Source organism: Cloacibacillus porcorum (assembly GCF_001701045.1).
GTDB classification, from domain to species: domain Bacteria; phylum Synergistota; class Synergistia; order Synergistales; family Synergistaceae; genus Cloacibacillus; species Cloacibacillus porcorum.
On sequence record NZ_CP016757.1, the window covers coordinates 2,597,909 to 2,618,822 of the forward strand.

Here is a 20,914-nt window from a genome sequence, read left to right on the forward strand (position 1 = left end):
GTCTAGCCCTCGTCGAGCATCTTTTCGTAGAGCGCCTCGGTACGCGACTGTATTCTCTCCATCGAGACTCCCAGCTGCTGTGCATACCACACCGCGCCGCCGGCGCCAACGCCCTCTTTGATGAAACCCTTTTCGTAATCGGCAAGCCCTGGGAAGCGTGACTTCGTGAAGTCGAGCGGCGCCGCGTACCAGCGCACGCCGATTTTTGCGGCATATTCTTCAAGGCAGCTGGTTGGATCGATGTGGACATATTTCGTCGTCGCCACCAGAATATCGCGCTCCACGCCCATGTCGCGCAGCAGCGCCGCCACCGCCATCATCTGCGTGCCGCCGGCGAGCGTTACTTTTACCTCATCCGGCAGCGCGGCGGCATAGGCGGCCACCGCCACCTGCATGGGATCGCCCAGCTCTGCGGCGGCTTTGAGGCCCAAGCCTTTCATGCCGCCCTCTTTGATGCCGAGTCGCTTCGCCGTGTCACGCCATATCTGCTCTTTCAGCGACAGGGGGTTTTCCGGTCCCGCGGAGGATACGGTGCCGACATGTCCAAGGGCGCGCAGCACCAGCAGAGCCGTAGTTGTGCCGCCGGGAACCGACTCAGCGAGCACGACCTGTTTTATATTTTTATCAAGTCCCGCGGCCAGCTCCGCAGAGCGCCGCGCAATCTCTTCATAGCCGGGAACCGCCGCCTCGAAGCGCATATCGCGACCAATATCCTCGCTGATCGTCTCATGCGGAGAGGCGGGGGCTATCGAGGTACCGACTCTTACTGTGGCCGCGTCAAAGCCGGCCTCAAGCAGTGAGGCGCGGGTGACCAGCGCAGGAGAGGGGTGACCGAATGGGTCGAACGGCAGTGATGGTGCGACCTTCGGACGATCATAGAAGAGCATGTCGGCATCCGCCGGCGCGGTGTAGGGCAGTGCGTCAAGATTTGCACCTGCGGCGGAGAGTCCAGGAATTTTGGCTAATGCCGTCTCGCTGATGAACAACAGAAACATTGCTTATTTTACCCCCTGTACGTAGATTCGTTTAAGCGTTAAAATGCACTATAGGCTGTCCCCACGGAATAGTGAGGGTTATCTTTTTGTGCGATGTTAATAGTTTATGGCCTTTATAGCCATGATTCATAGATTATATAATAGATAGGGGATTTATGGTCCTACGGTATCTATTTTGAGGGGGGAAAAATTTCGTGGCTTCAAAACTTGCACCAACACGAGGAAACCTTGTCAGGCTCACACGCGATATGGCGATGGCCCAGTCAGGTCACGACCTCCTCGACCAGAAGCGCCAAGTGCTGATGATGGAGCTGGTTCATTATATAGACTCGGCAAAAAAGCTTCAGGAGGATGTCTCCAAGGTGTTCAAAGATGCGTACGAGGCGCTCCAAAAGGCGAACATATCTCTCGGCATCGACACTGTGGAGGATATCTCGGAGTCCGTTCCGATCACCTCTAATATCACAGTGCGCCTTCGCTCGGTGATGGGGGTGGAGATCCCCGACGTGGACCCTTTGAGCGCCGAGACTATCCCCAGCTATTCCTTCCACGGCTCTTCGGGAGCGATGGATGCGGCCTATGCGAAGTTTCGCCGCGTGATGGTACTGGTGGCGCAGCTCGCCGAGATCGAAACGAGCGTCTACCGTCTGGCGGTCCAGATACGAAAGACCCACAGGCGCGTCAACGCCCTTGAGAAGGTGGTCATCCCTCAGGACAAGGCGGAGATAAACTTTATCAGCGACGTCCTGGAAGAGGGAGAGCGTGAGGACTTCACGCGAATGAAGCTCGCGCAGAAAAAGATAAAGGAATAGGGGATTTCAACGGCTCCACTATGCTTTTATAAATTAGGGAGGGAATTTTGCAATGAGTACTCTGCACGAAGTACTGGCAGTTTTGCTGGGGGCAGAATCAGAGGCCAAAAGAATAGTCGACGATTCAAAGAATGAATCGGAATCTCTGCTTCGCACCGCGCAGGAAAAGTTTGCCGCGGAGCGTGCAAACCAGATGGCTTCCGCCAGGGAGCAGGCAAAGGGCATAATGGAGACGGCGCTGAATTCCGCCAAGACCGAAGCCGCACAGATAGCTAGCCTCGGCAAAGAAGAGCGGGCGCGTATGCAGAAACGTTTTGAAGAGAATGTGGACGCAGTAATCGACTCCATCGTCTCAGAGACCGCCGAGAGCTTCATTTCAAAGAAGAGAGGCTGAATTTAGTGTCGTCTTCACACGGCTCCGCAACCGCACTTGGGGTAAAGGCGCACGTCCTCTACAGCCAGCTTTTGAAGGCTGACGAGTACTGGGCGCTGCTTGGCCTCAACTCCACCGCGGAGATCGCCGCCTTTCTGAAACAGACGGCGGGCTATAAAGACCAGCTGGAGACGCTGCTGCCGGCGAAGGTACACCGCATCGACCTTGAGAATGCGGTCCGCTCCTCTGTGCTCGCGGAGGCGGATTCCTTTCTCTTCTATCTGCTCGGCGTATGGCGCAAATTCTTTATCGATTGGCTCAGCTGGTATGAGTCGGAACAGCTGAAGAGCATCTTTCGCTGGATACACTCAAAACGGCTGGACCGTGATATGATGCGCCAGCATCTCTTCCGCGTCCCAGGATCAAAGCTGCCCTACGAGGCGCTGCTGAACTGCCGGGATTACAAAGAGGTGCTCGACACGCTGCGCGATACTAAGTTTTATAAGGTGCTGCGGGAACCGGTGAGGCGTCTGATAAACGGCGAGAGTTCGCTCTTCTCTCTCGAGCTCGCCATCGACAATATGGTGGAGATGGATCTCTACAACGACATCAAAAAGCTCCCCGTGGACGAGCAGAAGGTGCTCGAACCGTTGTTCGGCTCGCGTATCGACCTCCTGAATCTCTACCACTTCCATCGGTGCATGTGGTATTACAATATGACCATAGAAGAGACGATCAGCCGCATGCTCCCGGTCAAGTATAAGGTAAAGGTGCATCATCTGCGCGAAATGGCGAAGGGCGCCAACTGGGAAGAGCGCATCGCGCTGATGGAGGAATACTTCCCCACATACGGCAAGATATTCCATGATGCGCTTGAGCAGGACGACAAGGAGCTCGCCCTTGAGATGTCCATCAAGAGGTACAATTACCTGAAGGCCCTGTCCATACTGAGAAACGGCGTGCCGGGCTTCCACACGGCAATCGCTTACTTTATATTAAAGGACCACGAGGTCACAGACATAATACGAATGATAGAGGACGTGCGCTACGATTACGACCGCCGTTCCGCGGCCCAGTACCTTATCCGGCCGATAATCAATGGGGGTGAACCCGCATGGCAGTAATGAAAATGGTCGCTCTGACCATGATCGGACCGCAGTCCGAGATGGAGCCGGTCGCCCGTCAGATGGTTCTGACTGGCGGCTTCCAGCCTCTGCCGCTTGATATACTCATCAACGACAGGTCGCTGCGCTCCAAACTTACGACCGAGACCGAAAATCCATACGACGAGCTGGTCTCAAAGATCTCGACGATATGGAAGGTCGCGGGAGAGGTCGTACCGGATCCGCAGCCGGTCACCATCACGAAAGATTTCACGCTGTCACACGCGCGCATGCTTGTGGAACAGACCTCCAGAAGACTTCAGGTCTGGGAGCAGCGCCGCCGTGTGCTGGTCGAGGAGGAGGAGCTGCTCCGCGCCACCAAGCTCTTCGTCGAGGCGCTCTCAGGGACGGAGTTTGGCCCGCGTGAGCTCGCCGAGGGCCGTTTCGCGAAGACCTTCTTCGGCTACCTCTCCAACGAAAACTTTCAGAGGCTGATGGAGAGCGGCGAAGAATCGCCGATCGCGATCAATGAGCTAACCGTATCAAACGGCAATACCTGGGCCCTGATCATAACCGTACCTGGATATGAGGAATCTACGAAAAAGCTGCTTGAGGCAGTATATTTCAAGGAATTCTCTCTTAAAGACATTGCCGGACAGCTCGACGGGGAGGACCCCCTTGCTTTGGTGGAAAAACGTATCGAAAACCACCAGCGGGCGATCCGCGGACTTGCCAAGGCGGCCAAAGACATGCTTCGCGAGCACCGCGCCGACTACGAACTGCTCTTCTCGCAGCTCTACACGATGCAGAGGGTCTACGACGTATGCAAGGGACGCGGAGAGGTGAGCGGCATGTTCGTCCTCTCGGGATGGATACCGGCGGACACCTACGCAGAGATCAGCAAAACCATCGCGGAAGAGGCGCCGATGACGACGCTGATGGTCGAGGAGACACAGGATATCTCCTACTCCGGCATCCGTATTCCGACAAAGCTCAAGAACAACGCGTTCTTCCGCTCCTTCCAGGATATCGTCGCGATGTACAGCCTTCCCTCCTATGGAGAGATAGACCCGTCGCCGATCGTCGCCATTTCATTCATCCTCTTCTTCGGATTTATGTTTGGAGACGTAGGCCACGGAATAATGATATTCCTCGGTTCGATGATGCTCGTAAAGCGCGGCATCATGCGACGTTCGCTCGGGCAGGTCATGAAGATGGCCTCCATCTCATCGATGTTCTTCGGGCTGATGTACGGAAGTATCTTCGGCATCGAGGGCGTCATCCCCGAGATTTGGCTCAACCCCATGCATGACGTCAACAAACTGCTTGCGGTATCGATCGGCCTCGGCGTATTCATGATAAGCCTCGGCCTGCTGCTGAACATGATAAAGCAATACCGGGCGAAGGACTTTGGACGCCTGCTCTTTGACGGGCAGGGGCTCGCGGGACTCGCGCTCTACTGGACGCTATGCGCCCTGGGCATGATCTACATCACCGGCTCGCCGATATCAGAATTCACGGCGGACCTGATGTGGGGCGCTATCGGGCTGCTCATCCTTGTGATGATCTTCCGTGACATCCTAGCGCGCTACATACTGCGGCAGAAGGGTGACGGAGAATCCCCCGTGCTCAACCTATTTGAGATCATGCACAACCTCATGTCCTTCGTCTCAAATACAGCGTCGTTCGTACGACTGGCGGCCTTTGCGCTTAACCACGTGGGACTTTCGCTTGCGGTAATAATGCTCTCCGAGATGGTTCGTTCGCTGCCCGGAGGCATCGTTATGAAAGGCATAATCCTGATCATCGGCAACTTGGTCATCGTATGCCTCGAAGGACTGATAGTATTCATCCAGACGCTGCGTCTCGAATACTACGAATTCTTCGGGAAATTTTATAAGGGAGGAGGCAGCGCCTTCAAACCTGTTGGCTGGAAAAAAGAGGGAGGCAAATTCTCTCAGGCCAACGCGGAGGATCTGTAAGTTTATAAAATATAGTTACGGGCAACATATATAAATTACGTAATTAAAGATTAAACAATTTTAAAGAGAATAAGAAAAGGAGAGATTTTTCATGTTTGGATTGATGTTAAGCTGCGGTACTGTGGTAACTCTGATGATAGCCGGATATATCCTCCAGCGTAGGGGCTTCCGCGGCGGCAGGAAAATTTACGCGACAGTGCTGGGACTTTCGACACTGCTTGTCTTTACGGGAGCGGTACTGGCCCTCTTCTCAGGTACGTCATTCGCCGCGGAGGGCGCGGCGGCGGTCGCGAAAGAGGTATCGGTCGGAGCCGGTCTCGGATTCATCGCGGCGGCGTGCGCCACGGGAATCGCCTGCCTCGGAGCGGGACTTGCGGTCGCCAACGTCGGTGCGGCGGCTCTCGGCCTGGTCGGTGAAAAGCCCGAAATGCTCGGTACGACGCTCATCTACCTCGGACTTGCCGAAGGTATCGCCATCTACGGCGTCATCATTTCACTGCTTATAATCCAGCGGCTGTAGGCGGGCATAAACGTCTATGAAGGCCTACCTTGTGAGCGACAACCACGACTCCCTTGTAGGGATGCGTTTGGCCGGAATCGAGGGCACGCTCGTTCACACTCCCGATGAAACATATGCAGCGATAGGAAACGCTCTGAAGATGCGGAATCTCGCCATACTCGCCATCACGGAAAAGGCGGCGGCGATGGCCGAAGAGATAATCCAGCAGCTGCGCGAACGCGGAGACCTGCCGCTCGTAGTCGAGATACCCGACAGATTCGGCACCAAAAGGGGACCTGATTTTCTGACCAGATATGTCCAGGAAGCTATCGGGGTAAAGATGTAGCGCGACTGGCGGACGGGAAGATCTCCCTCTGCCGGCTTTTAGCTCTGCATCGCAGCATACCGAAACTTCGAGCAGAACGAGGACTTAAATAAGAGGTGAAACATGATGAAGGAAGTATCAAACGAAAAGATAAGCAACCTTAGAGATATAATACTGGACCGCGCCGACAGCGAAAAAAAGATCAACATGGCGCAGGGCCGCCGCGAGGCGGACGATTGGCTCGCGCATGAGACGGAGAAACTCCAGCGAGAGACGAACCTCATCCTGCAGGATGCGCGCAAGCGCGCGGAAGATATCCGCCGCCGTCAGATACTCTCCGCGGAGCGTGAAAAATCGACGGAGACCCTGCGTCTGCAGAACAGGATACTTTCAGACTCTATGGGACGCCTTCAGGATAAGCTGGTGCACCTTAGAGACCGCGCAGACTATTCCGACATCCTGACCGGAATGTGCATTGACGCGGTAGAATCACTGGGGACGAAGACACCGCTTAAGCTGAGACTCTCGGCGGTAGACCTTGCCCTTTCCGTGGAGGTCATCACGAAGACGCTCGCTCTCAACCATGAACTTGCCCTCACCTTTGACCCCGATCCGGCCCCGATACTAGGCGGCTGCTGGGTAGCGACGGCTGACGGGCACAGGCAGGTCAATATGGATTGGCAGAGCATCACACAGGAGATGGCTGATTCTCTGGCTGAGCGCCTTCTGCCGCTGCTTTAACCGCGGCGGACAGTCAGCGCGAAGCGCGAAATAAAAATTACCGCAGCCGCGGCGGACAGCAGCCGTAAAGCTGGGCATTAATAATTACCGCAGGCCGCGAGGCTGCGGATGCGTTTACCGTAGGAGGGAATAGCCTTTGGAACTAAAAAATAACGCACAGAATTCCCATCTTGGGACCGTCGAATTCGTCAACGGCCCCGTCATAAAGGCAAACGGCATGCGCGACTTCGGAATGCGCGAAGTCGTGAAGGTCGGGCCCCATAAGCTGATGGGCGAAATAATAAAGATGGATGGAGACAACGCCACCATCCAGGTCTACGAGGACACTGACGGACTGCGCATCTATGAGGATGTGACCGGCACAGGCGAACCCCTCTCCATTGAGCTTGGACCTGGACTGATAGGCAGCTTCTTTGACGGAATCGGGCGTCCGCTGGACTCGCTGCTCGAAAAAGAGGGTATGTACATATCTCCGGGAACCTCGGTAAACATGATCGACCGTGAACGCCTCTGGGACGTCACTCCCGTAGCCAAAGTCGGGGATCTCGTCTCCGGCGGCATGGTGCTTGCCACCATTCAGGAGACGCCGCTGCTCGTACATAAGGTGATGACGCCGCCGGACTTCGAGGGAGAGATCACTTGGATTATTCCCTCAGGAAAGCATCACGCCGGCAGCGATGTGGCAAAGGTAAAAGACGCCTTCGGACGTGAAGTGCCGATCCCGATGATTCAGCGCTGGCCTGTCCGTACGCCGCGCCCATACAGAGAGCGGCTTCTGCCCAACGAACCCTTCGTAACCGGACAGCGCGTCATAGACGGACTGTTTCCGCTCGCTAAGGGCGGCACCGCCTGTATTCCGGGAGGTTTTGGCACGGGAAAGACCGTTACCCAGCACCAGCTCGCTAAATGGGGCGATGCGCAGGTCGTAATTTACATCGGCTGCGGAGAACGCGGCAACGAGATGACCGACGTTCTCGAACAATTCCCGGTGCTTGAAGATCCGCGTTCCGGCCGTCCGCTGATGGAACGCACAATCCTGATCGCAAACACCTCGAACATGCCGGTTGCGGCGCGCGAGGCCTCCATATACACTGGCATAACGATCGCGGAATACTTCCGCGATATGGGCTACGACGTGGCGATCATGGCTGACTCGACCTCACGCTGGGCGGAGGCTCTGCGCGAGCTCTCCGGACGCCTTGAGGAAATCCCCGCGGAGGAGGGCTTCCCAGCCTACCTGCCAAGCCGCCTCGCCGAGTTCTATGAGCGCGCGGGACGTGTAGTCACGATTGGCGGAGAAAACGGCAGCGTCAGCGTCATCGGCGCAGTATCGCCTCCCGGCGGAGACTTCACGGAGCCGGTAACGCGCCATACAAAACGTTTCATCCGCTGCTTCTGGGGACTTGACAAAAACCTCGCGAACGCGCGCCACTACCCCGCCATTTCGTGGACGGACTCCTACAGCGAGTACGCCTCCGAGGTCGACGGCTGGTTCTGCACAAATGTGGACGCGCGCTGGGGCGAGCTCCGCGAAGAGGTACGCAACATCCTCGCGGAGGACAACAAGATACAGCAGGTCATCAAGCTCGTCGGCGAGGACGTCCTCCCAGACGACCAGCGGCTCATCGCCTTCACGGCCTTCCTGATAAAGAACGGATATCTTCAGCAGAACTCCTTCGGTTCCGACTCGTACTCGCCGCCGATGAAGGGCTTTGAGATACTCTCCGTCATCCTTGAGTTCCACCACAAATCGATGGAGCTGGTCCGCAAAGACATCCCGATCTCGCTGATAAAGGACGACGAGTCGGTCGACGCGATAACCCACCTCAGGGAACTCGCGGCCGAGGACAAAGAGGGCTTCGACCAGATTCGCAGACGTATCGACGCGCACCTTGAGCGCGTCGCCGCGGAACGCACAAGAAAACTAAGGGGTGGTGAATAAAATGGCGCAGCCCGAATACATAGGCGTAAAAGACATAGAGGGTCCCTTTATCCTCGTAGAAAATGTAAGCGGCGTCGGTTACGGCGAGCTTGTTGACATCCGCGACAGCAGGGGTGTGCGCCGCCACGGACAGGTAAAGTCGCTGAGTGAAAAGGCGACGCTCGTACAGGTCTTCACAGGGACGGAAGAGCTCGTACCGAACACGACAAAGGTTCGTTTCCTCGGCAAACCGCTTGAGGTCCACCTGTCAAAATACATGCTCGGACGCACCTTCAACGGTCTCGGCGAGCCGCGCGACGGCTGCGGCGAGATATATGGAGGCAGGCGCGTAAACATCAACGGTCTGCCGCTGAACCCCATGGCGCGCCAGTACCCGCGCGACTTCATCCACACCGGTATCTCGGCGATCGACACGCTGACGACGCTGATTCGCGGACAGAAGCTGCCGATATTCTCCGGCAACGGTCTGCCGCACAACCAGCTCGCCGTACAGATAGCGACGCAGGCAAAAGTCGTGGGATCCGAAGAGTTCGCCGTCGTCTTCGCCGGAATCGGCGTCAAGCACGACGACGCGGCATACTTCATGCAGGAGCTGTCGACACGCGGCCACTCCAACAACATCGTCACCTTCCTGAACCTCGCCGACGACCCCGTAATCGAACGAATCGCTACGCCGCGCATGGCGCTTTCAACGGCGGAATACCTCGCCTACGAACTTGGAATGCACGTCCTCGTCATCATGACTGACATGACAAGCTACTGCGAAGCGCTGCGCGAACTCGGCGTTGCCGCGGGAGAGGTACCGAGCCGCAAGGGATATCCTGCCTATCTATACAGCGACCTCGCCTCGCTCTACGAGCGCGCGGGAGTCGTCCGCGGACGTGAGGGAAGCGTCACACAGATACCGATCCTTACGATGCCCAACGACGACATCACGCACCCGATTCCAGACCTTACGGGCTTCATCACCGAGGGACAGATAGTTCTTTCGCGTGAACTCGACGCAAAGAACATCTACCCGCCGATAGACATCCTCACCAGCCTCTCGCGTCTGATGAAGGACGGCATCGGCAAAGGCTACACGCGCGAGGATCATCCGAGCGTCGCCAGCCAGCTCTTTGCCTCCTACAGCAGAGTGCAGGAGGTCCGCTCGCTCGCGGGAGTCGTCGGTGAAGACGAACTCTCAAAGACCGACAAATCATTCCTCGCCTTTGGCCGTATCTTTGAGGACCGCTTCCTCAAGCAGGGCAAAGAGGAGGACCGTGAGATCGGCTACTCGCTCGATATGGCCTGGGATATACTCGGAGAGCTGCCTACCGGAGAGCTGACGCGCGTCAGCCTCGCGGATATCAAAGAGCATATAAAGAAAAAAGAGCAGTAACGGCTTTGGCCTGCAGGAACATACCGCCCGCTGCGACAGACAGCGGGCATTTTTATATGCCGGTTTATGTCAGCTTTTTATGATTTTATGTTGAGAGCGTTCGTTTTGTGATATAATCCTGAAATTATATTCATAATTCAGATTATGGAGGGACTGTAATGATAAATAACATCGCACTGGCCGGCTGCGGCAACGTCGGAACCGCGCTCCTTGAGATACTGCATGAGAAAAAAAACGAACTTAAAGAAAAATACGGCTTTGAATATAAGGTCGTTCTCATCAGCGACCTCATGAAAGGCATCGTCATGGACCCGGAGGGGCTGGACCTAGAGAAGATCCTTAACGAACTCCACAGCAGGCACAGCTTCGGGGCGCTCGCGCAGGCGGCGGGCCATTTCGACGAACTGCTGGACCAGTCCGGCGCGACGGTGCTCGCAGAATGTACCCCTACCAACCTCAAGACGGGGGAGCCCGGCCTCTCCCATCTCAGAGCGGCGCTCTCGCGCGGCATCAGCGTCACCACGACGAACAAAGGGCCGATCGCGGTGGCCTTTGACGAACTGTGCCAGCTTGCCGAGGAGTGCGGCGCAAAGCTCAGCTATGAGGGCGTGGTCATGAGCGGAACGCCGCTCATCGACATGATGAAAAACGGCATCGCGGGCTGCAGCGTGCTGGGCCTTGAGGGAATCCTCAACGGCACAACCAACTTCATCCTCACAAAGATGGGCGAAGGCGCCACCTACGCCGACGCGCTCGCCGAGGCGACGGCGCTCGGTTATGCGGAGGCCGACCCCTCAGGCGACGTCGAGGGCTGGGACGCGGCGGTAAAGGTCGTAATCCTCGCAAAGATCCTCTTTGGCAAGGAGATCGACGTGAAAGATGTCACCCGCATTGGGATCACGCAGGTGACGCCGCAGCAGATCGCAGAGGCGCGGCGCGGCGGCTTCACAATAAAGCTCGTAGCCGGCATCAGGTTTGACAGCTTTGGCATGCACCCCTACGTGATGCCGAAGGAGATCGCCGCGACCCATCCGCTGGCGGCGATAAACGGCGCGACAAACGCCATCACGGTAAACACCGACAACCTCGGAGAGATCACACTGGTAGGCCCCGGCGCCGGACGCCGCGAAACCGGACAGGCGCTCCTCTCCGACATGATAAGGATGAGCAGATAACAGGCAAGGTGAAGGCGGGCCTCACGGCCCGCTTTTTTGTAAAGGCACCGCGAAACAGTCCGGACAGACCGGCCTTTTTACGCTCAAACAGAACCGCTATCTTGGCTGCTTCACTGCCCCCCTAACTCCTGCTTTTAAGACGTTAAAACTATTTAATCTTCTTTTCTAGCACTATAGAGATAAACAGCCAGCGGCAGCGTGATAAGGCTGAGGACGGCCCAGCCGCCGACGTCGCATCCGGAAGAGGAAGAGCCTGATGGCGTTTCCTGTCCGCTGGGCGGAACGGGAGAGATATCCGGGGAGACCAGCGGAGGGATATCGGGCCATAGCGGGGGAACATCAGGAGCGGCGCTCGCCTCCTTCACCACCGCCAGCGCCGAGATCAGCGCTTTTTTCGCGCTGTTCCTGTCGACACCGCCCGAGAGGGCGCTGCGGTAACAGACCGTTTGAGCCGCCAGCAGCGAAGCTCCATTATCCACTCCGCTGACGGTGACAACGCCGCCGTCGGCGGTTACGGAGACAAAATCCGCCGGCTCCGCGCCAAGAGAAACGATGGAATAGAAGGCACTCTTGTCAACAGGAGTTCCGGGAAAGGTCTGCAGCTCCACAGATAAAGTCTTGCTCTCGCCCTTAGTTAGAGTAACGGACGAGGGCGAGAGCGATGGCGCCACCGTTACCACGAACCCGGCCAACTGCTCCATAGAGAGTGCGGAACAGTCTCTCGCCGAAAGCGTGCCGTAAGCGACCGCGTCGTAACCGCTGGGATAGACCGAGTCATAAATATCAGCGTTAGAGAACTTATTGCCGACAAGACCGCCCGCAAAGGCCTTTCCCGTGTTGACGGAACCGCTGTTTGCCGAATCCGCCAGCTGGCTCTTTCCCATCTCGCCGACGAGGCCGCCGACACGCGTCGCTGTAACCCCCTCACCGGAGATTACGCCGCTGTTGGAACAATTATAAAAGATGTTCTCCACCGAATTCGGCCCGGCGCTGCTCCATCCGGCGAGGCCGCCAGCATAGGAATAATTCGGCGTTCCCGTACCGCCGACGGCTCCCATGTTTGCGCAGTTTACCGCGGAGGCTCCGTTATAGGCCTTGCCGACTATGCCGCCCGAGATTATCAGACCGCCGCTCTGTCCCGTACCGCCGACCTTCCCTGAATTAATAGCGTTCTGCAGTGATGTACCGTAGGCAAAGCCGATAATGCCGCCGCCGACGTTTGAAGAATATATACCGCCTTCGTTTTTCACGTCAAAGAGTACGCCGCCCTCGCCTGCTCCCGCGACACCGCCCGCGATATTTTGAAAGAGGCCGATATCGGCAACAGAGACCGCCCCCACGTTGCGCGACGATAGTATATAGCCCTTCACCCGCCCAGCAAGTCCGGCGGCAATGCTGTAGGCGGAGGTGCTGGAACTCTTCACCTCGCCATAATTGACACAGTTCACAATATAGCCCTCAAGGTGGGCCGCCACACCACCTGCGATCGAGTAATCCTCATCGCCGAAGAATCCGTTGCCGCCCTTGCCCGCGACGGAGACTGCGGCATAATTTTTACAGTTGAAAAGCACCGTATCAGGTCCCGCATAGGCGACGATGCCGCCGGATAGGAGGTTGCTCCTCTGCCGTCTGTTCTCCACCGTACCCTCTACGGTAAGATTTGCTATCTGCGCGTGCTTGCCGGAGAGAATCAGAAAGAGCGCCGTGCCGGAATACTCCGCCGTCCCTACCGGTACTGCGGCCGACTGCGCGCCTGTTACCTTCAGCCCGCTGATCTTATGTCCGGCGCCGTTGAATTTTCCGCGGAAGGGGGCGGAGGCGGTCCCGATAGGGAGCCATTCAGCGTTTTGCAGATCGATATCGGCGGTGAGCCTAACGTTAAGACCATCGTAATCGTCACCGGCGTTCACGCTGTCGCGGAAGGCCGCCAGCTGTTCCGCGCTGCCAATCTCCGTTATAACGGCGCTCTCGGCGGCGGGACAAAAGACCGTCAGGAGCAGGAGAGCGATAATATATAGTTTGAAATATCTTTTCATAACGCACCTCTTCATTGAATAATTATCATAAAGAGGATAGTTCATATACGCAGACGGGGGCAGCGAAAAAACAGCCACCCGCCTCTGCGCATAACAGCCTAAAAAATCCTGCCTAAAGCGCCACGGTCTTTGTTGCGATATTGGCGCAGAAGGCGGCGTCATGTTCCACGAAGAGCAGTGTCGGCGCGCAATCTTTCAACAGCGCCTCGATCTGCATCCGTGAGACGACGTCGATATAATTGAGCGGTTCGTCCCATAGGTAGAGATGCGCCTGTTCGCTGAGGCTGCCGGCGATCGCCGTCTTCTTCCTCTGTCCAGCGCTGAAGGTGCTGATATCCCTCTCAAAAAGTTCTCTCGGAAGCTCCAGCTTGCGGAGATTAGCCTTAAAAATACTCTCGTCAACGCCTAGCCGCGCGGCATACTCTCGGAGACTGCCGTGTAAAGCTGACAGATCCTGATGTACGGACGATATCTTCAGCGAAGCTCCAACCTTGAGACACCCCCGATACGATAGCTTTTCGCCGCGAAGCAGACGGATAATGCTCGTCTTTCCCGATCCGTTTCCGCCGCGCAGCGCCACCCTGTCGCCACTCATGATAGTAAAGCAAACTCCCTCGCAGACGGTATTCCCTCCGTAAGAGATGCTTAACTCCACCGCCTCCGCCAATAACTCGGAGTGATAACGCAGCGGCAGCATCTTAAGCGGCTCCTCCCGTTCGATATCACGCAGCAGCTTCGACTTTTCCTCGATCGCCGCCCTCTGCCTGCCCTCCAGATTCTTTGAGCGCTTCATCATCTTGGCCGCCTTATGGCCGATATACCCCTTGTCGGCCTTGACGCCGGAAATTTTCGCGCCCCGTTTGCTCTTCTCCACCCGTTCAGACCATTCTGAGGTACGCCGCGAGGCCGACTCAAGACGCGCCATCTCCCTTTTCAGCCGTTCATTCTCCGTCAGCTCGCAGCGCTCCCGCAGCGCAGCCGCCCGCTGCCACGAGGAAAAGTTCCCCTGCACCACCTCGATGGAGCTCCTGTTGATGGAAAGAATATGGTCCACGCAGCCGTCAAGCAGGGCGCGGTCGTGAGAGACCAGGATGAAGCCGCTCTTTTTATTGAGATATTCACCCACAAGCGCCCTGCCCTCGGCGTCAAGATGATTCGTCGGTTCATCTATCAGCAGAAAGCTGTTTTCCCGCAGGAAGAGCGCCGCGAGTAAAATCTTCGTCCGTTCGCCGTTTGAGAGACTCCGGAAAGAGCGCCCCAGGAGGGCGGCGGGCAGGCCGAGAATATTCATCTCTTTCGCTATCCGCCACTCCGGACAGCTTCCGGCGGCGGACCGCAGCACCGCGGCGGCATCCGCGTCTTCTTTTGCGATGTCATATGGGAAATACTCAAAGGCGACATTCGCGGCGATCGTTCCGCCGTAATCATAACAGCCGAGCAGCAGCTTCAGAAAGGTCGTCTTGCCGCGCCCGTTCCTCCCGGTGAGCCCCAATTTCCAGTTCGTATCAATATTGAAGCTGGCATTCTCAAAGATATTCGCCGCGCCCGCATAGCCAAATGTAAGATCAGTTACTTTAATTAAAGACATACAGATATCCTCCCTGTAAAAAATCATGAGCCGCGGGAAAGTCGATTCCCGCGGCTCATAACTGCAGAGAGAGGCCATCCGCGAATGCGGACGGCGGACCTGTGCCGTTATTATATGAGTTCAAGATATCGCAGCTTCCCCGCGCGGCATACGAAAACAAAAGGCGCTTGCACCACGCCTCGGTCTGTCCCCTTATGCCCCGTCAACAACTAGCGGGAGAAATTGCGCATCTTCCCAACTCCAATCTTCCAGTAACGTTATCCGCCGGTTTTTTGCGGCGGAATCGCTGTCGCTGTCACCAGTATAGCATCAGCGCGCTGTCGGCGTAAAGCAGCGGACACAAAAAAGCGCCGCCCTAGGGGCGGCGCTTCAAGCAAACCACAAATGGTTATTTTGCGTTGGGCTTAAGGCGTCCCTGTTCGTCGAAATGGTTGAGCGCCTCGCTCACGACCTTGCTGAGGCCGATGAGGGCGATAAGGTTCGGGAAGACCATTATGCCGTTGAAGAAGTCGGCAAGCTCCCAGACCAGATCAAGTTTGAGCGTGGAGCCGAGGATGACGAAGGCCATGACCGCGATACGGTAGGGCGTAAGCGCCTTATTGCCAAAGAGGAACTTCACGTTCTGCTCGCCGAAGAAGTACCAGCCGATGATCGTCGAGAAGGCGAAGAAGAGCATACAAATCGCGACGAAGGGCAGACCGAAGGAGCCAAGTCCCATTGAGAAGGCGTTCTGCGTAAGCGCAATGCCGCTCGTTTTGCCGTCGATGGCGCCGGTCACGAAGATTACGAAGGCCGTCATGTTGAGGACGAGGAAGGTGTCTACAAATACGCCCATGATGGCGACGAAGCCCTGCTCGGCAGGCTCCTTGACCTTAGCAACTGCGTGCGCGTGCGGCGTGGAGCCCATACCGGCTTCGTTGGAGAAGAGTCCGCGGGCGACGCCGTAACGGATGGCTTCTTTCATCGTAGCGCCGATGAGACCGCCGGTGGCCGCCGCGGGATTGAAGGCGCCCTCAAATACCATACCGAAGGCCGGGAGGATATGTGAGGCGTGGGTAACGAGGATATAAAGGCCGCCGAGGAGATAACCGGCCGCCATGACCGGGACTATCTTTTCCGTAATAGCGGCGATACGGCCCATGCCGCCGAAGAATACGAAACCGCCGGCCGCCGCAACAATGACGCCGATGAGAAGGCGGTTCACGCCAAAGGCGTTGTTAAAGGCGTCGGCGATGGAGTTCGACTGCACCATGTTGCCGATGAAGCCGAGGGCCATGATGATCGCCACTGAGAAGAATACCGCAAGCCCCTTGCTCTTAAGGCCGCGCGAAATGTAATAGGCCGGACCGCCGACGACGCTGCCGTCAGGCATCTTTTCCTTATAGACCTGCGCGAGCACCGCCTCCGCGAAGATCGTCGCCATTCCGAAGAAGGCCGCGATCCACATCCAGAAGATTGCTCCCGGGCCGCCTACGGCGATCGCCGTCGCCGCTCCGGCGAGGTTTCCCGTACCGACCTGCGCGGCGATCGCCGTCGCAAGGGCCTGGAAAGAGCTCATACCGTCCTTGTCGGCGCGCTTACCGAAAAGGGTCAGCTGCCCAAAGGTATACTTGAACGCCATGGCAAATTTGCGTATCTGGACAAAATTCAGCCTCAGCGTAAAGTAAAGCCCCGTGCCGCAGAGAAGCGGAATAAGACAATAAAGGCCCCAAATAAAACTATTGGCCTTCGACACCAGTACCGTTAACTGATCCATAATGAATCCTCTCCTGTTCTTCAGATAATTAAGACAAACTATACAGTTGCTTAAACATTATGAGCGCTTCGGACGATAGACAGGCATATATTAAATCATCAACCGCCCGATATTTGGATTATAGTATCGAAACGGAGAATTGTAAATTATTATCTGTATTTAAAATACATTTTGCTGTTTTCTTGTGATATTACACAAATATTTAGCCATTGCACGCAGCTCGATATCGCTAATTTGTCTATATGTACAAAAAAGCGTCCGGGAACTCAAAGGCCTCCCGGACGCCGAGATACAAAAAGGGGAGCTTATCTTCTCTCCGGCACTATTTCAATCCAATATCCGTCAGGATCTTCGATAAAATAGATCCCCATATCGTTGTTCTCATAACAGATGCAGCCCATCTCTTCGTGAAGTTTATGCGCCGCCTCGAAGTCTTTCACCTGCATCGCGAGGTGAAATTCCACTTCGCCGAGGTCATAGGGCTCTTTGCGGTCAAAGAGGCAGGTGAGCTCCAGCTCAAAGGAGGTAACGCCGTCGGTAAGATAGACGAGCGTAAAATTCTCGCTCTCCTTACGGTGCGCCTCCTTAAGCCCCAGCGCCTTTTCGTAGAAGGCGAGGCTCCGTCCAAGGTCTAATACATTGAAGTTAAAATGATTAAATGTGAATTTCATACCGGGCATCCTTTCTACAGCAGCGCCCTGTTAAGTATGAAGAGCACCGCCAGCACATACAGCATCCAGTTGACCTCTTTGCCGCGCCCCATGAGCAGCTTCAGTGCGACATAAGAGACGATGCCGAACTCGATGCCCGCCGCGATGCTATAGGCGAAGGGCATCATGAAAAAGGCGATGATCGCGGGGAAGAACTCCGTCCAGTCGCTGAAATCCATATCCTTGAATCCCATCATCATGTAGCCGCCGACCATTATCAGCGCCGGTGCGGTGGCACAGGCGGGGACTACCGCGATCAGCGGGCTGAAGAGGGTAGCAAGGAGAAAGAGCACGGCTACGGTAAGCGCCGTCAGCCCCGTGCGGCCGCCCTGTTCCACGCCGCTGGCGCTTTCAACGAAGGTCGTTACCGTTGAGGTGCCGAGCACCGCGCCAGCAGTCGTACCGACGGCGTCGGCCATCAAAGCCTGGCTTGCCTTCGGCAGGCGTCCGTTCTCATCTAGCATACCTGCACGGTTGGAGACTCCGACGAGCGTGCCCACCGTATCAAAGAAGTCCACAAAGAAGAAGGTGAATACGACCACCCAGAAGGAGGGGCTGGCGATCATCGAGAAATCCATCTTCATGAAGATCGGCGACAGCGACGGCGGCATTGAAACGATCCCTTCCGGCATCTTAGTGATGCCTAGAGGAATGCCGGCAATCGTAACGGCGATGATGCCTAGAAGAATCCCGCCAGTGACCTTGCGTGTCTCAAGCGTAACCATCAGCAGCAGCCCCGCGAGGGCCAGAAGCCCGCCGACATTCCCGCGCAGCGGTGAGAGCCCGACAAGGACCGCCTGATTGGCGACTATCAGTCCAGCGCTCTGGAGCCCGATGAAGGTGATGAAAATGCCGATACCGGCGGAGACGCCGATCTTAAGCGTCTTCGGAATCGAATTTACCACCTCTTCGCGCACCTTGGTGCATGTGAGCAGGATAAAGATGATACCCTCGATGAATATTGCCGCGAGCGCCACCTGCCAGGGGATCTTCATCCCCAGCACGACGGTGAAGGCGAAGAAGGCGTTGAGCCCCATGCCGGGAGCCAGCGCGAAGGGGTAGTTGGCAAGGAAAGCCATCAGAAAGGTGGCAAGCGACGCCCCAAGGCAGGTAGCGACGAGAAGCGCTCCAAAGGGCATGCCGGTCGCAGAGAGGATCCCGGGGTTTACAAAAATGATATAAGCCATCGTCATAAATGTCGTGATACCCGCAAGAATCTCGGTGCGTACGTTGGTGCCGTGCTCGGAGAGCTTAAACTGTTTCTCAAACCAAGCGTTCATAAAGTTTCCTCCTCAATAAGGTTATATTGATTATATTAAAAGGAAAGAGGGAATGCCGCGCTCCCCGCTCCCCCAATAACCTAATAGCCGGTGAAAGACCAGACGGCGCATATGGCGGCAAAAATTACCGCCACCGCGATACATACCGTCTTAAAGATATTCCTCTCCGCGCGTTCCTCTTTTTTCTTGTCCACACTAAACACCTCTCTAGGATATTATTATAAAACATTTTCTATATTTTAAATGCACGGAGAACGCTTTTCTTCCGTATTACTGCTAACCGCCGACTCCAGCCGCGTGCAGAAATCCCTCACCTCGGAGAGCGTCCGCTCCAGCTCGCGCGGCTCTACCGGCGCAAGCGCCGCCATCATCCAGCTGTGAAGTTCGTTTATCAGCAGATCGGCGATCTCCCGCCCGGCATCGGTAAACCTTATCACCTTGCGGCGGCGGTCTGTCGAGTGCGCCCGACGCTCTATTATGCCCCGTCTTTCGAGGCTGTCAAGCGTCGAGGTCATCGTCTGACGCGGCACGCCCAGATAGTCGGCGATCACCGCCGGCTCCATACCCTCTGGGCGTATGTGAAGCTCCTCCATCAGCGACATCGCGTTGGTGGAAAAGCCGCGGCTTTCGGCCCAGCGGGAATAGACCTGATCGTAACGCCGCATCAGGTCGGAAACTTCCAATATCGTCTTGAGATTTTTTTCTTCCATGACCATACCCCGCCTCTACAAAATATCCATAAGACCGCCGCCGGTCAGCGGCATCCGCCGGCTGCCGCTTCCCCGCCGCCACATTATAACGAAAATCGCCGCAAGGGTCATATTCGTAAAAAACATCGCGAGCCATACGCCGTCAAGCGCAAGGAACAGCGGCAGCGTCCAGAGAAAGAGCGGCTGCAGGATAAACGGGTCGCCGTAAGTCAGCACCGAAGCCATGTCGCTGCGTCCGACCGCCTGATAATAGGAGGCCCCGACCTTCGCAAGACCGAGAAAGGGAAAGACGGGAACGGAGAGGAATAGACCGCGCGCCGCCACCGAGGCGGCCTCTCCGTGCATAGAGAAAAAGGCCGGTACAATTCTGTCGCTGGCAAAAAGCAGCAGCGAACAGACAAGCCCCACCAGAACCGCCGCGGTAAAACCAAGCCGTGCCGTGAGCCGGCGGCGGGCGCGGAGATTAGCGCCGTGGTAATAGCTGATCAGCGGCTGGATGCCCTCGGCTACCCCCTCCTCAAGCATCACGCCGACTGGTACGATATAGCCGACCACCGCGTAGGCGGCTACGCCGATATCCCCGCCGTAGGCGAGAGCCTGCCAGTTATAGAGAATCATCGTCACCGCCGTCGCGATCTGCACGCCGAAGGGGGAGACACCCATGACGGCGATACGGCGGGCCAGCGGCCGCCAGAGGCGTATAAAGCGCGGGCGCAGCCGGACCTTCGACATCCCCAGCAGGAAATGCGCGGAGAGCAGGAGGGCGGAGACCGCCTGCGAAGCCACCGTAGCCCAAGCCGCGCCCGCGATGCCGAAGGGGAAGACGATCACCCACAGCCAGTCGAGCACGATATTCGTGCCAAAAGCCGCGATCATAATCGCCATCGCCTTGCGCGGAAAGCCGTCGTTGCGCACCGCGCCGAGCATCGCCATCGTTACGACCTGCGCGGGGGAGGATATGATCAATATCCACGCGTAATAGCGCGCCATCTCCGCGATATCGGGAGAGACCTTATAGAAGGTAAGCAGATACTCCGCCAGCGGCGTGAGCAGTAAACTGGAAACGGCGGAGGCGGCGATCATCAAAAACACCATCGCGCCGAGGATACGCTGCGCGAGCGCCTCCCTGCCGCGCCCCATGCTGATGGCGATGAGGGCGCCGCCGCCGACGCCGATGCCTGCGCCGATCGCCGTCACGATCACGGAAAAGGGAAAAGAGAGGCCGATCGCCGCGAGGCCGCCCTGACCTATCCCCCAGCCGACAAAATAGCCGTCAACGATCGTGTAGATACCGCTCAAAAGCTGCGAGCTGACCGCCGGTATCACAAACATAAAAAAGAGCCGGTTAAGCTCCCGGTAATTTTTTGTATGGAACATCTCCGACAACCTCCAAAATTCACCTTTTCCGGCGCGGGGCTGCGAAAAATTCCCGCGCCGTGACGCGCGCATACCAGCCCTATCCAGCAAACGGTAAAATAATCCGTACTAATTATAATCCGAATACGG

Annotated in this window: 18 protein-coding genes; 10 read left to right on the plus strand and 8 right to left on the minus strand. The window is 56.6% G+C overall.

The window, feature by feature from the left end; genetic code table 11:
• Positions 1-2: 2 nt before the first annotated feature.
• Positions 3-995: a nicotinate-nucleotide--dimethylbenzimidazole phosphoribosyltransferase gene (locus tag BED41_RS11850; RefSeq protein WP_066746531.1), complete on the minus strand. Its 993-nt coding sequence runs from the start codon at positions 993-995 to the stop codon at positions 3-5.
• A 194-nt stretch (positions 996-1,189) separates the two neighbouring features.
• Between BED41_RS11850 and BED41_RS11855 the strand changes: the two genes are divergently transcribed.
• The 10 genes from BED41_RS11855 (at position 1,190) to BED41_RS11900 (ending at position 11,328) form a co-directional block, all read left to right on the plus strand.
• Complete coding sequence (locus tag BED41_RS11855; RefSeq protein WP_066746534.1) at positions 1,190-1,807, plus strand: V-type ATP synthase subunit D; 618 nt, start codon at positions 1,190-1,192, stop codon at positions 1,805-1,807.
• 52 nt (positions 1,808-1,859) lie between these two features.
• The gene (locus BED41_RS11860; protein WP_066746537.1) at positions 1,860-2,201 is read left to right on the plus strand and encodes a hypothetical protein; all 342 of its coding nucleotides are present in this window, start codon (positions 1,860-1,862) and stop codon (positions 2,199-2,201) included.
• Between the two features lie 5 nt (positions 2,202-2,206).
• The gene (locus BED41_RS11865; RefSeq protein WP_168160269.1) at positions 2,207-3,304 is read left to right on the plus strand and encodes a V-type ATPase subunit; all 1,098 of its coding nucleotides are present in this window, start codon (positions 2,207-2,209) and stop codon (positions 3,302-3,304) included.
• Positions 3,295-5,265 (plus strand): V-type ATP synthase subunit I, encoded by a 1,971-nt coding sequence (locus BED41_RS11870; protein WP_066746542.1) that lies wholly within the window; start codon positions 3,295-3,297, stop codon positions 5,263-5,265. The genes BED41_RS11865 and BED41_RS11870 overlap by 10 nt, the downstream gene beginning before the upstream one ends.
• A gap of 91 nt (positions 5,266-5,356) precedes the next feature.
• A complete protein-coding gene (locus BED41_RS11875; RefSeq protein WP_066746544.1) occupies positions 5,357-5,785 on the plus strand; it encodes an ATP synthase subunit C in 429 nt (142 codons plus the stop codon).
• A 16-nt stretch (positions 5,786-5,801) separates the two neighbouring features.
• Positions 5,802-6,110: a V-type ATP synthase subunit F gene (locus BED41_RS11880; protein WP_066746546.1), complete on the plus strand. Its 309-nt coding sequence runs from the start codon at positions 5,802-5,804 to the stop codon at positions 6,108-6,110.
• A gap of 102 nt (positions 6,111-6,212) precedes the next feature.
• On the plus strand, positions 6,213-6,830 hold the full coding sequence (locus BED41_RS11885; RefSeq protein WP_229712303.1) for a V-type ATP synthase subunit E: 618 nt from the start codon (positions 6,213-6,215) through the stop codon (positions 6,828-6,830).
• Between the two features lie 136 nt (positions 6,831-6,966).
• Positions 6,967-8,772, plus strand: coding sequence for a V-type ATP synthase subunit A (locus BED41_RS11890; RefSeq protein WP_066746551.1), 1,806 nt, complete (start codon positions 6,967-6,969; stop codon positions 8,770-8,772).
• Position 8,773: 1 nt separating this feature from the next.
• Positions 8,774-10,153 (plus strand): V-type ATP synthase subunit B, encoded by a 1,380-nt coding sequence (locus BED41_RS11895; RefSeq protein ID WP_066746554.1) that lies wholly within the window; start codon positions 8,774-8,776, stop codon positions 10,151-10,153.
• A 158-nt stretch (positions 10,154-10,311) separates the two neighbouring features.
• The gene (locus tag BED41_RS11900; protein WP_066746558.1) at positions 10,312-11,328 is read left to right on the plus strand and encodes a homoserine dehydrogenase; all 1,017 of its coding nucleotides are present in this window, start codon (positions 10,312-10,314) and stop codon (positions 11,326-11,328) included.
• A 152-nt stretch (positions 11,329-11,480) separates the two neighbouring features.
• Here the strand turns inward: BED41_RS11900 and BED41_RS11905 are convergent, their stop codons facing one another.
• From BED41_RS11905 to BED41_RS11935, 7 genes are all read right to left on the minus strand, one after another.
• Positions 11,481-13,364, minus strand: a complete 1,884-nt coding sequence (locus BED41_RS11905; RefSeq protein WP_066746560.1) for a hypothetical protein — start codon at positions 13,362-13,364, stop codon at positions 11,481-11,483.
• A gap of 112 nt (positions 13,365-13,476) precedes the next feature.
• On the minus strand, positions 13,477-14,952 hold the full coding sequence (gene abc-f / locus BED41_RS11910) for a ribosomal protection-like ABC-F family protein (RefSeq protein ID WP_066746561.1): 1,476 nt from the start codon (positions 14,950-14,952) through the stop codon (positions 13,477-13,479).
• A gap of 388 nt (positions 14,953-15,340) precedes the next feature.
• Positions 15,341-16,708, minus strand: a complete 1,368-nt coding sequence (locus BED41_RS11915) for an alanine/glycine:cation symporter family protein (RefSeq protein WP_066746562.1) — start codon at positions 16,706-16,708, stop codon at positions 15,341-15,343.
• A gap of 305 nt (positions 16,709-17,013) precedes the next feature.
• A complete protein-coding gene (locus BED41_RS11920; RefSeq protein WP_066746564.1) occupies positions 17,014-17,379 on the minus strand; it encodes a VOC family protein in 366 nt (121 codons plus the stop codon).
• 14 nt (positions 17,380-17,393) lie between these two features.
• On the minus strand, positions 17,394-18,698 hold the full coding sequence (locus BED41_RS11925) for an NCS2 family permease (protein ID WP_066746566.1): 1,305 nt from the start codon (positions 18,696-18,698) through the stop codon (positions 17,394-17,396).
• 239 nt (positions 18,699-18,937) lie between these two features.
• Entirely contained in the window at positions 18,938-19,408 is a 471-nt protein-coding gene (locus BED41_RS11930) for a MarR family winged helix-turn-helix transcriptional regulator (protein ID WP_168160270.1), read from the minus strand.
• Between the two features lie 15 nt (positions 19,409-19,423).
• Positions 19,424-20,785, minus strand: coding sequence for an MATE family efflux transporter (locus BED41_RS11935; RefSeq protein WP_066746571.1), 1,362 nt, complete (start codon positions 20,783-20,785; stop codon positions 19,424-19,426).
• Between the last annotated feature and the right edge of the window lie 129 nt (positions 20,786-20,914).